The organism is Bradymonas sediminis (genome assembly GCF_003258315.1).
GTDB classification, from domain to species: Bacteria; Myxococcota_A; Bradymonadia; order Bradymonadales; family Bradymonadaceae; genus Bradymonas; species Bradymonas sediminis.
This window is the reverse complement of the sequence record NZ_CP030032.1, coordinates 1,994,925-2,007,268: the sequence shown is the minus strand read 5'-3', so window position 1 is coordinate 2,007,268 and position 12,344 is coordinate 1,994,925. Positions and strand designations below refer to the sequence as shown.

Sequence of the window (12,344 nt, the reverse complement as noted above, 5' to 3'; positions counted from 1 at the left end):
GCTAATTTGGTTTGTATATGTTTATCTCAACAGCGTCGCGCAAAATACTATTAAATGGCTCCTGTGTACTCTTATGTTTCGCCCTCGCCTGTAGCGACGACACGCCTCAAGACAACACCTCCAAGACCGACACCGAAGGCCCCGAGCAGCGCGACGCCGGAGACGCGCAATCCGACGCGGATACCCCGGACGTGGACCCCAATAATCCCGACACAAACGTGAATAATAACCCGCAGCCGCCTCAGATGGGGACCTTCAAATCGGTGTCGCTGGGAAGCATCCAAGGCTGTGGGATCCGAAAGAGTGATTCGCGTGTCGCCTGCTGGGGGCAGACCGGCTTTTATGGAGACTCGCGAGACCTTCGCGAAATCGCGTTTGACTCCCTGGACGCCGGCGACTGGCACACCTGCGGCATTCGCAGCGATGACGCGACGGTGATGTGTTGGGGGAGCAATGTGCTCGGTGGGCTTTTAGATGTGCCCGAAGGTGTCGCGTTTAAGTCCGTCTCGGCGGGTAAGACGGCGAGCTGCGCGATTCGCAGCAGCGATTCGCATCTTGTCTGCTGGGGCAACGACAGCAGCAATCAGATCAGCGATGCGCCCACCGACACGCCCTTCGACGCAGTGTCGGTCGGAACGGCCCACGCCTGCGCGATTCGCAGCGATGACTCGACGGTAATTTGTTGGGGCAAAGATAGTGTCCCGGGCGTAGACGAGGGCCTCATAACCCGCGCCCCCACCGACATCGCGTTCAAATCGGTGGTCGCGGGTAATTTTGTCACCTGTGGCATTGGTTTGAGCGACTCCCAGGTCGTCTGCTGGGGAGATCACGAAAATAGCAACGCGTTAAATGCTAAATTCGCGGGCACCGAGATTGAATCGATTTCCATCGGCAAAGTGTTTCTGGCCACGATGAATGAACGTGAAGGCTCGATCATTAAGATGGGGATGATTTGTGGCCAAAAGAGCAGCGATTCCTCGCTTATCTGCACCGACGTCGAACCCGCGGGCCCCTTTTATGAACCCCCGACGGAGTTCGCCTTTGATTCGGTTTCGGCCGGTGCCAGGTCGGCTTGTGGCATCCGCAGCAGTGACTCCAAATTGATCTGCTGGGGCGATGATTGGAAGGCGCAAGCCACCGGCAACCCCTCTGAAACAGAATTCACATCGCTCGCCGCAGGCCGCGACTTCTCTTGCGGGATTCGCCGCAGTGATTCCACCATATTCTGTTGGGGGGACGATAAGCAATTGATTCGCGGGCGCGAGCAGCCGGCGATTATTACAAATATCCCCAGCGACACCGCGTTTGATGCCATCGCCGCAGGCCACTATTTTTTATGCGGCATCCGCAGCCGCGACTCCTTTCTTTTGTGCTGGGGCTCGGACGAATTCGAGCAGGTCTACCAGACGCCGCTCGGCGTCCAATTCGACGCAATCGCCGCCGGTGACACCCACGCGTGTGCGATTCGGCGAGATGACGCCCAGGTGGTGTGCTGGGGTAAAGATAACGAGGGGCAGGTCAGCGACGCGCCCACGGGTGTGGCGGTCGATTATATCGCGGCGGGCCGCGAGAGCAGCTGCGCCCTTCGCCGCGACAACGGCCAAGTGATCTGCTGGGGCGACGTCGACGGCTTCGCCCCCAATCACCCGGATACCTGGACCGAGCCGCCCTCCACGGTCGCGTTTCGCGCCGTCGCCACCGGCTGGCAGCAGGCCTGCGGGATCCGCGAGAGTGACGGGCACCTTATCTGCTGGGGGAGCCGCTTTCGCGCCATCAATAACCCGGCGCCGTTCGGCATCGCGTTTGACTCTCTGGCCATCGGCGCCTCGAGCTCCTTTTATTGCGGCATCCGCAGCAGCGACTCACATATTGTCTGCTGGGGCGGCGACAACAAAGGCGTCATCCGCGACATCCCCAGCGACACCGCGTTCGATTCGATTTCAGCCGAGCAGGACCATATCTGCGGGATTCGCAGCAGCGATTCTACTCAGGTTTGCTGGGGCGAAATTGTGTGGAATATGCGCTGAGGTGCTTTCGCCCGCCTCCATCGCCGACAGGCATCGAAGTGCAGAAAAATAAACCGCAGCCAGGGCAACCTGCCTTGCTCCCCGCGACGCGACAACAGCAAGTTGGCAATCCCCTCTCGAGTTGACCTATATATGCGTATTTCAAAGCAAATCGGCCTTACATCGCGTATCGATCGATTTCGATTTACGCGTAAGTAAATTTTTACACTATTTTTAAACCGCTTCGATTGACATAAAAATGTTGCCCTCTCTATTATTATACACATATTGGCTGCCACACGATGTCGGGGCATCAATTCGAAAAGCACGTTATTGCGTGCATTATAATGGTTTATTTCTTAACGAACTCAGGAGAAGAGAATGTCTAACTTGAAGATGTTGATTAGTGCTTGTGTCCTTTTTGTTGTTTCGCTTGCACTTCCTGTTGGAAATGCCTTCGCCGGGACTGAATGTAATCAATCGTGCATACCTCTTTCCACAGAATGTGATTATTCTGGTAGTGTTCCAAGTATTGCAAGCTTCGAGTTCTTTACTCCTTCCTCCACTATTTACAATGGCTTCGTGTGCCATCCTAATAAAGACTATATAATTCATGTGACAACCAGTGCGTTTGATCCAAACGCTCCAACCCTTCCAGGCTACCGAATCGAGCAACTTCCGCCATCATATGCATATGATGGCGCGTTTGTTAATGGGCACCCATATTATCGAGTTGATCTTGCGGGTCAATTCAACCCAAGCACCTTTTCATCAAATTTTGTGGCTGTGGAGTTGGCGTTTATAAGTAGCAATAGCGCCAATGTTTCACCAGAAATTTATATTGAAGTCTTTGGTGTTGGTGATCCTATTAACCCAATCCATACAGGGTCCTTGGCACCAACAAATACCGCTGCCCCAGGAACACAAGTCACAGTAAGCACTTTCATCAACACTATGGCAGCCGAGGTCACCCATTTCAACATAACTACCACAGACAAGCTCGAGTTTCTTAGTTTTAAATTCGAAAAGGTCGGTTGATTTTACAAGTATTTGAAAATCAAAATGAAAAGGCTTTTGCTCGTGAGAAGATCTACCTCATTGATTTCTTCTCACGAGTTTCCCTTTGCTTTATTATTATGTCAGCACATAGGACTCCATCATGCGCGGCGACCTCCACCCGACCATCCTATTTCCCTTAGTATTCCTCCTTCTCCTCAGCTGCTCCTCCTCAGAAAACCGTGACGATCGAAACACTGACACAACGGCTCCAAACGACGTCAAAACTGACACTGAAGAGGATATTCAGCAAGATTCGGAGGGCATAGACCAAGATATAAACCAAGCCGAAGACATCGACGAAGAAGCACCCGATCCAAGCCTGCAAAATATGCGATCCGAAGCCCTGGAGGGAATGGTTAATTTCTCCTGGGATCTGCCCGAAGACAACACATATACCGAAATTCGTATCACCGCCTCACCGGCAGATGTGATGTGGGGCGAGGCGGAGCGCCGTATCGACCCAGAAGCGACTGAATACCTTTTTGATAAGCTCGTGAACGACATCCACTATACCTTCGAGATTCAGGCCTTTTCTGACGATGAAGAAGTAGGGGAGGCCATTATCCGCGACGCAATCCCCTTTTCCCGCCCACTGCTCTCTGTAGGAGTGCATCAATCGCTTCCTATTATCGACAGCGTGACCAAAAAACGGGCTCTCGGGTGGGGGGCGCTCGTTGAACAGGTTGGATCTGCTTATAGCTGGTCGCCGGATGGCACAAAGTTAGTAACCTATTTGGGAGCTAGGCAACGATGTGCCCTCTTTGACCGCGCTACACGTAAAGAAATTCAACTCGAGCCCTCAGACGAGTTTGGTAGTTTATGCATGCCTGCTGATTACAGTTGGTCACCCGACAGTCGCCAGCTCGCCTTTACTCGATTACCTGAGGACAATGAACTCCCAGCCACCTCAAGTTTAACTTATTCCGTACTTGATACGCAGACTGGGGAAATAGAGCCGGATTGGCCCGACCCTGCTGAAATTTCTCCTATTGAGCTGATATTTACACTAGACTGGTCACCAGACGGCAAGCGACTTGCAATATATCCAAACTATAGCAACAAACCTCCGCGCTTAATGACAATCAACACAAACACAAAAGAGTTTGATCTCGATTGGCCTGAACACCCTAACTCGAACCCAACTCATTCCGTTAATTATATACAATGGTCGCCCGATTCAAAAAGACTCGCAATTGCACATCCATCAGGCTTTAATAATAGAACAGAATCGGGCTATCTCATCCTCAACGCGGATACTAAAGAGGTCGAAACGAATTGGCCAGCATTCACGAGTCCTTTACCAAGCACTACTGTCTGGTCGCCAGATGGAGAGCTCTTGATATTAACCTTTAGCACCGGCATGCAGGTCATCGACACAACTACTCAAGAAGTTGTGCCTGGCTGGCCAACAGAATGGCCTAGAATTAAGGACGTGGCCTGGTCGCATGACAGCGAAATATTGGCCATAAGCTCTGCCGAGAGCCCCTATCTTTTGATTATCGACCGCGATTCAAAGACAATCGCCGACGGTTGGGCACCGCTCACCGAGCCGGTCGGAAAACTCTCCTGGTCGCCACAACACGATCCACCCACCGCGCCGACCGACGTTGAGGTCACCCGCGCCGATAGTAGCGCCACGCTTTCGTGGACTGCGCCCGCTGACGCGAAGATCCTCGATTACCGCGTCACCATTGAACCAGCAGCGCAGGTCGACGGCCCTGCCGATTACCTCGTCTTCGACCCGGCGGCCACCGAACACGTCATCGAGGGGCTCGACCCCGAAGTTGAGTATTCCGTTTCAATCAGCGCGATTTCGGTCTTCGGTGTGGGCGAGGCGGCGACGTCTTCGTCGTTTTGAATGAGTGGTTCGGCGGGGAGCGAATAGTCGAGGTATGCGAAATCAACCGGAGCCAGGGCATCATTGCCCTGGTCGCCGCGACGCGGCGAAAGCCAGTGAGCGGCTCCTCACAAGTAGGCGCACGCATGTCGCGCTTGGCGCGAAGTTGGGCTGGCGCCCAGGCAGGCCAGGGATGGCCTGCCTCCAATTTATATTTCATCTTCTGAGCACTAATTTGGTTTGTATATGTCTATCTCAACAGCGTCGCGCAAATTATCTTTAAGTTGCTTCTGTATACTCTTTTGTTTCGCCCTCGCCTGCAGCGACGACACGCCTCAAGACGGCACCTCTAAAACCGACACCGAAGGCCCCGAGCAGCGCGACGCCGGAGATACCCAGTCCGACGCGGATACCCCGGACGCTGACTCGGGCGAGCCCGATACAAACCCAAATAATAACCCGCAGCCGCCTCAGATGGGGACCTTTAAATCGGTGTCGCTGGGAAGCATCCAAGGCTGTGGGATCCGAAAGAGTGATTCGCGTGTCGCCTGCTGGGGGCAGACCGGCTTTTATGGAGACTCGCGAGACCTTCGCGAAATCGCGTTTGACTCCCTGGACGCCGGCGACTGGCACACCTGCGGCATTCGCAGCGATGACGCGACGGTGATGTGTTGGGGGAGCAATGTGCTCGGTGGGCTTTTAGATGTGCCCGAAGGTGTCGCGTTTAAGTCCGTCTCGGCGGGTAAGACGGCGAACTGCGCGATTCGCAGCAGCGATTCGCATCTTGTCTGCTGGGGCAACGACAGCAGCAATCAGATCAGCGATGCGCCGACCGACACGCCCTTCGATGCAGTGTCGGTCGGAACGGCCCACGCCTGCGCGATTCGCAGCGATGACTCGACGGTGACTTGTTGGGGCAAAGATAGTGTCCCGGGCGTAGACGAGGGCCTCATAACCCGCGCCCCCACCGACATCGCGTTCAAATCCGTGGTCGCGGGTAATTTTGTCACCTGTGGCATTGGTTTGAGCGACTCCCAGGTCGTCTGCTGGGGAGATCACGAAAATAGCAACGCGTTAAACGCTAAATTCGCGGGCACCGAGATTGAATTACTATCCATCGGCAAAGGGGTTTGGAGCAGCGACGGGGCTGGTGGATTAATCATCAAGATGGGGATGATTTGTGGCCAAAAGAGCAGCGATTCCTCGCTAATCTGCACCGACGTCGAACCCGCGGGCCCCTTTTATCAACCCCCGACGGAGTTCGCCTTTGATTCGGTTTCGGCCGGCGCCAGGTCGGCTTGTGGCATCCGCAGCAGCGATTCCAAATTGATCTGTTGGGGCGATGACTGGAAGGCGCAAGCCACCGGCAACCCCTCCGAAACAGAATTCACATCGCTCGCCGCAGGCCGCGACTTCTCTTGCGGGATTCGCCGCAGTGACTCCACCATATTCTGCTGGGGGAACGATAGGCCGAGAGTCGTTGCAAATCACGTTCAGCAGCCGACTATCGCGAGTATCCCGACCGATACCGCGTTCGACGCCATCGCTGCAGGACACTATTTTTTATGCGGCATCCGCAGCCGCGACTCCTTTCTTTTGTGCTGGGGCGACGACGAATTCGGGCAAATTTATGAGACGCCGCTCGGCGTCCAATTCGACGCAATCGCCGCCGGTGACACCCACGCGTGTGCGATTCGGCGAGATGACGCCCAGGTGGTGTGCTGGGGTAAAGATAACGAGGGACAGGTCAGCGACGCGCCCACGGGTGTGGCGGTCGATTATATCGCGGCGGGCCGCGAGAGCAGCTGCGCCCTTCGCCGCGACAACGGCCAAGTGATCTGCTGGGGCGACGTCGACGGCTTCGCCCCCAATCACCCGGATACCTGGACCGACCCGCCCTCCGCGGTCGCGTTTCGCGCCGTCGCCACCGGCTGGCAGCAGGCCTGCGGGATCCGCGAGAGTGACGGGCACCTTATCTGCTGGGGGAGCCGCTTTCGCGCCATCAATAACCCGGCGCCGTTCGGCATCGCGTTTGACTCCCTGGCCATCGGCGCCTCGAGCTCCTTTTATTGCGGCATCCGCAGCAGCGACTCGCATATCGTCTGCTGGGGCGGCGACAACAAAGGCGTCATCCGCGACATCCCCAGCGACACCGCGTTCGATTCGATTTCGGCCGAGCAGGACCATATCTGCGGGATTCGCAGCAGCGATTCTACTCAGGTCTGCTGGGGCGAAATTGTGTGGAATATGCGCTGAGGTGCATGATTTAATCGGTCGACCGCTCCAGGGCGAGCCCTGGGGCTCTTGCAGGGCACTCGGCCCCTTTCCACGCTAAAGCGTGGGGGCCGTTGTTCTGAACAGTGTGCTCTTTGAGGTCCGCCGGGCCTTGGCCCGAACGGCGGAGCACGGCCCTGCAAGAGCGTGGGGCCTTGGCCCCACGCGGCTTGTGTGCTGCCATAGAGTTATTGGTTGCCCCATCACATGCTTAGTTCTATTTCATTATAATGTTCGACATGAATTAGGAAGATATTATGCGCCCCAACCTTCAGCCAATTGTTTTATATTCATTCGTCTTCCTCCTTCTTTTCGGCTGCTCGGCCTCAGAAAACAGTGACGACCGAAACGCCGACACAACGTCTCAAAACGACGTCCATATCGACACCGAAGAGGATATCCAGCAAGATTCGGAGGACACAAGCGACGATATAAATGAAGTCGAAGATATAGACGAAGAAGTACCGGAGCCGAGCCTGCAAAATGTGCGATCTAGAGGCCTAGAGGGAATGGTTAATTTCTCCTGGGATCTGCCCGAAGATACTATATTTAATGAAATTCGCATTACTGCCTCACCAGCAGTGCTGATGTGGGGCGACGCGGAGCGCCGTATCGGCCCAGAAGCGACTGAATACCTCTTTGATAAGCTCGTTAATGATGTCCATTATACCTTCGAGATTCAGGCGTTTTCTGACGGTGAAGAGGTCGGTGAGGCCTTTATACACGACGCAATTCCCGTCTCTCGCTCGTTGCTCGCTGTAGGAGCTATTTTTGACAGCGTGACCAGGCAACGGGCTCCCGGGTGGGGGGCACTCGTCGAACAGGCTGGATCCGCTTTGAGCTGGTCCCCAGATGGCACAAAGTTATTAACCTATCTAAGAGCTGACCTACGATGTGCTCTCTTCGACCGCGCTACCAGGCAAGAGATCCAACTTGAACCCTCAGACGAGTTTGGCACTTTATGCCTGCCTGCTGACTATGGTTGGTCACCCGACAGTCGCCAGCTCGCCTTTGTTCGACGGTTGGTAGAAAATGGAGTCCCATCCGACCAGCGTACAACTTATTCCGTACTTGATACGCAGACCGGAGAAATCGAATCGGGTTGGCCAAACCCTTCTGAAATACAGCCTATTTCGAATCTATTTTCTATAGATTGGTCACCAGATGGCGAACGACTCGCAATATCTCCAAGTTACGGCGGTCGACCTGCACGCGTAATGATAGTCGATACAAACACAAAAGATTTTGAACCCGATTGGCCCGACTCCACTAATGTTCCTTCACACTTTTTTCCTCTTGCTGATATGCGATGGTCACCCGATTCAAAACGACTCGCAATCGCTCATCCATCAGGATTTTTTAATACCACAGAAGCAGGTTATCTCATTCTCAACGCAGAGAGCAAAGAGTTCGAAACGGATTGGCCAGAAATTGTCACAACTAATCCTGGCAATCTTGCCTGGTCACCCGATGGAGAACTCCTGATATTAGCGTATGGGCATTCACAAAACACCGGCATGCAGGTCATTAATACCGCCACGCGAGAAAATGAGCCTGGCTGGCCAACGGACTGGCGAAAAATTCAGGACGTGGCCTGGTCGCATGACAGCGAATCGCTGGCGATAAGCTCTGCCGAGAGCCCCTATCTTTTGATTATCGACCGCGATTCGAAGACAATCGCCGACGGTTGGGCACCGCTCACCAAGCCAGTCGGAAGACTCTCCTGGTCGCCACAACACGATCCACCCACCGCGCCCACCGACGTTGAGGTCACCCGCGCCGATGACAGCGCCACGCTTTCGTGGACTGCGCCCGCTGACGCGAAGATCCTCGATTACCGCGTCACCATTGAACCAGCAGCGCAGGTCGACGGCCCGGCCGATTACCTCGTCTTCGACCCGGCGGCCACCGAACACGTCATCGAAGGGCTCGACCCCGAAGTTGAGTATTCCGTTTCAATCAGCGCGATTTCGGTCTTCGGGGTGGGCGAGGCGGCGACATCTTCGTCATTTTAAGATTGCCGCGTCGGCGGTGGGGGACGCTTTGCGGGTACGCAGCCCCCCTTCTGCCGCTGCGCGACATCTTCGCCAGTGGGGAAGATCTACGGTTGCTCCCGCGGGGCGCTTCACAGACCCGCAGGGACAAACGTCACGCCCCAATGAGATGCCTCGAAATTGACGCAAATCGCCCCGCTATGTTAACTCAGAGCAACAATATCTTCTGCCCATAAGCACCCCAACCACATCGCGCCGAAAGACCCGCCGCGCCTCTAAAAATAGGATAAAAATGTTCGATAAAATTCTGATTGCCAATCGTGGCGAAATCGCCGTTCGTGTGATCCGCACCTGTCAGCGCATGGGGATTCACACCATTGCGGTGTATAGCGACGCGGACGCCGACGCGGCGCATGTGCGCTTGGCTGACGAGGCGCATCTGATCGGCGAGGCGCCGGTGGGAAAGAGTTATCTTAATATGGAGCGGATTCTGCGGGTCGCCCAAGAAAGCGGCGCGCAGGCCGTGCACCCGGGCTACGGATTGCTCAGCGAGAACGCGCGCTTTGTCGAGATGGTCGAGCAGGCCGGCATCGTCTTTATCGGCCCGCGCTCGCAGGTCATGGAGCTCATGGGCGACAAGGCCCAGGCGCGCACGGTCGCTGAGAAGGCCGGTGTCCCGGTGGTCCCCGGCTCGCCGGGTCCGGTCGCCGATGAAGACGCCGCGGTCGCGGCTGCTGAGGAGTTGGGTTACCCGGTGCTCGTCAAGGCGGCGGCAGGTGGCGGCGGCATCGGCATGAAGGTCGCCAAGAATGAGAAGAAATTGCGCAAGGCCTACCAGTCCTGCCAGCGCCGCGCGATGTCGTCCTTTGGCGACGACACGATTTATATCGAGCGCTATATCCAAAACCCACGTCATATCGAGGTGCAGGTCATCGCCGATACCCACGGCAACGCCGTGCATCTTTTTGAGCGCGAGTGCAGCGTGCAGCGGCGCCACCAAAAAGTGATCGAAGAAGCACCCTCGCCTTTCGTCTCGAAACACGAGGATATCAACCTGCGCGCGCGCATGACCGAAGCCGCCCTCGCCCTGGTCAACGCGACCGAATATACCAACGCCGGCACGCTCGAGTTTATCGTCGGCGAAGACGCAAGCTTCTATTTTATCGAGATGAATACCCGCCTTCAGGTCGAGCATACGGTGACCGAGGAGATCACCGGCGTCGACCTGGTGGAGTGGCAGATTCGGGTGGCCTTCGGCGAGTCGCTGCCGATGTCGCAGGACGCGCTTACGATCAGCGGGCACGCGATTGAGTGTCGGATCTACGCCGAGAACCCGGCCAAAAAATTTATGCCCGCCCCGGGGCATATCGGCGCCTACACGGAGCCAAGCGGCCCGGGCGTGCGCGTCGACTCCGGCGTGCACGCCGACTCCGAGGTCACCCCCTATTATGACCCGATGCTCGCCAAACTCATCACGCACGGCGCGGACCGCGACGAGGCCATCGCGCGCATGCGCGGCGCGCTCGACGCGTACCAAATCGAGGAATTGGTCACCAATCTCTCGATGCACGCCGAGCTCTTGAGGGACGAAGACTTCGTCGCCGGCGACTTCCACACCGGCTGGCTCGAAGCGCGCGGCAAATAAGGCGCCGCCTTAGCTCAGGGACTCGGGCGCCGCGACAAATAGCCGGTGCCCGGCCTCGAGCTTAAAATCAACGGGCGGGTTGACCAAAAAACCATCCCGCCCGCAATTTCCGTTATTCAAGTCCACCGCGATCAAAATAGCGTCGTAATTTCGCTTCAGGTGCGGAATCGCTTCGCCGACGTCCATGCCCACCATCTCGGCGGGGATCTCCTCGCGGAAGAATTGCTCGCCGTATTTGGCGGTGAGCAAATCATCCAAAATTGTAACGATGCCCTTATTCCGGGTCATCGTCGCGACCAGGTTGCCGACGTATTCCTCGCTGACGATAATCTCCTCGACCCCCATGCCCTTGAGGCTCGTCTCGTTGTCGCGGTTATTGAGCTGGACGATGGTGTAGATATCTGAGCCGGCCTTCTCCACCAGCATCGCGGCGAGCACGCTGCGCGCGTCCTGGTCCTGGGCGGAGCGCCCGGGGATGGTCGCGTCGGCCAACAGAATCGCGGTGCTCGCGCGCTCGATGCGCGCCCGCTTGAGCACCTCCAGCCGCGTATAATCCCCCACCATCGTCATCACCCGGCCCGGGTGCTGCGACACCACCTCGTCGACGCATACCGAGTCGGCCTCCGAGATAATGACATATTGCTTGGTGTCCAAGTCGGACTTCTTCTTTCGCCTGCGCGAGCGCCTCTTCTTTGAGGGATCGCTCTTTTTATGGTCGTGCAATAGCTCGGAGAGAATGACGCTCCCCGACGGATTCCAGCCGCAAATAATGACGTGTTCGTCTAAGTCTTCGAGTTCCATTCCACTGATCCTTATGTCTTTGAGCAAATCGATCATGACGGCCGACACCGTACCGGTGAGGACGGCAAATAACGTCAGGCCGGTGATCATCAACGAGAGCGTGATAAAACGCCCCAGCGAGCTGGTCGGGTCACCGCCGGTGGGCTCGCCGGCGATAATCGTCATCACCGCGTACCAGAGGGTCTGCTCGAATGTGCCAAATTCGCCGTTATAGCCGCCCTCGGCGACCCGCATCGACAGGCCACCCATCAGCGTCGCGGTGAATAGCCCCAGGGCAATCATCAGATATTCGACGCGCACGACCTTAAAGAGCCCGGAGCGCTCCTTTAGCCGCTCCATCGCCAGCAGGCTCACCCGGTATAGGCGCAACAGGCGCAGCATGCGAAACACGCGCAGGATGCGCAGCGCCGGCAACACGGCGAGGATATCGTACCAGCATTTGCGAAAGAAGCGCTCCTTTCGCGGCTCCGCGTAAAATCGCAAAAAGAGCTCGCCGATAAATCCCAGCGTGAGCAGGTCGTTGATGAAGACAATTTTGGCGTAATCGGGCGAGTCGGTAGGTGTGCCGACTTCCACAAAGAGGAGTCCGACTGAGATCACGATAAGGAGCGCGATCACGACTTCCACGGCAGGTGCTTCTAAGAACCGCCTGATTTGACGTTTTCTATTCATCGACACATCCCAACAGGCGATACACTAACGCAATGCTAGTTGCGTTAGTGTATCGC

The 12,344-nt window shown here is 56.2% G+C and carries 7 protein-coding genes; 6 read left to right on the top strand and 1 reads right to left on the bottom strand.

All coding sequences use genetic code 11. The features are described from left to right. The first annotated feature begins 17 nt into the window (after positions 1–17). The 6 genes from DN745_RS07515 to DN745_RS07495 all read left to right on the top strand — a co-directional run bounded on the left by DN745_RS07515 (position 18) and on the right by DN745_RS07495 (position 10,815). Positions 18–2,027, top strand: a complete 2,010-nt coding sequence (locus tag DN745_RS07515) for an RCC1 domain-containing protein (RefSeq protein ID WP_162687532.1) — start codon at positions 18–20, stop codon at positions 2,025–2,027. A 360-nt stretch (positions 2,028–2,387) separates the two neighbouring features. Next, positions 2,388–3,044: a hypothetical protein gene (locus DN745_RS19275; protein ID WP_133622178.1), complete on the top strand. Its 657-nt coding sequence runs from the start codon at positions 2,388–2,390 to the stop codon at positions 3,042–3,044. A gap of 121 nt (positions 3,045–3,165) precedes the next feature. Further along, complete coding sequence (locus DN745_RS07510; protein WP_111333495.1) at positions 3,166–4,923, top strand: fibronectin type III domain-containing protein; 1,758 nt, start codon at positions 3,166–3,168, stop codon at positions 4,921–4,923. 225 nt (positions 4,924–5,148) lie between these two features. Beyond that, positions 5,149–7,158, top strand: coding sequence for an RCC1 domain-containing protein (locus tag DN745_RS07505; protein ID WP_162687531.1), 2,010 nt, complete (start codon positions 5,149–5,151; stop codon positions 7,156–7,158). 275 nt (positions 7,159–7,433) lie between these two features. Continuing rightward, entirely contained in the window at positions 7,434–9,191 is a 1,758-nt protein-coding gene (locus tag DN745_RS07500; RefSeq protein ID WP_111333491.1) for a fibronectin type III domain-containing protein, read from the top strand. Positions 9,192–9,462: 271 nt separating this feature from the next. After that, a complete protein-coding gene (locus tag DN745_RS07495) occupies positions 9,463–10,815 on the top strand; it encodes an acetyl-CoA carboxylase biotin carboxylase subunit (protein WP_111333490.1) in 1,353 nt (450 codons plus the stop codon). 9 nt (positions 10,816–10,824) lie between these two features. Here DN745_RS07495 and DN745_RS07490 read toward each other — a convergent pair whose 3' ends face one another. Continuing rightward, positions 10,825–12,288, bottom strand: a complete 1,464-nt coding sequence (locus DN745_RS07490; protein WP_111333488.1) for an NAD-binding protein — start codon at positions 12,286–12,288, stop codon at positions 10,825–10,827. Between the last annotated feature and the right edge of the window lie 56 nt (positions 12,289–12,344).

Coding starts and splice junctions, on each gene's coding strand:
- DN745_RS19275 (WP_133622178.1), top strand. CDS start 2,388: ATGTCTAACTTGAAGATGTTGATTAGTGCTTGTGTCCTTTTTGTTGTT.
- DN745_RS07495 (WP_111333490.1), top strand. CDS start 9,463: ATGTTCGATAAAATTCTGATTGCCAATCGTGGCGAAATCGCCGTTCGT.
- DN745_RS07490 (WP_111333488.1), bottom strand. CDS start 12,288: ATGAATAGAAAACGTCAAATCAGGCGGTTCTTAGAAGCACCTGCCGTG.
- DN745_RS07500 (WP_111333491.1), top strand. CDS start 7,434: ATGCGCCCCAACCTTCAGCCAATTGTTTTATATTCATTCGTCTTCCTC.
- DN745_RS07510 (WP_111333495.1), top strand. CDS start 3,166: ATGCGCGGCGACCTCCACCCGACCATCCTATTTCCCTTAGTATTCCTC.
- DN745_RS07505 (WP_162687531.1), top strand. CDS start 5,149: ATGTCTATCTCAACAGCGTCGCGCAAATTATCTTTAAGTTGCTTCTGT.
- DN745_RS07515 (WP_162687532.1), top strand. CDS start 18: ATGTTTATCTCAACAGCGTCGCGCAAAATACTATTAAATGGCTCCTGT.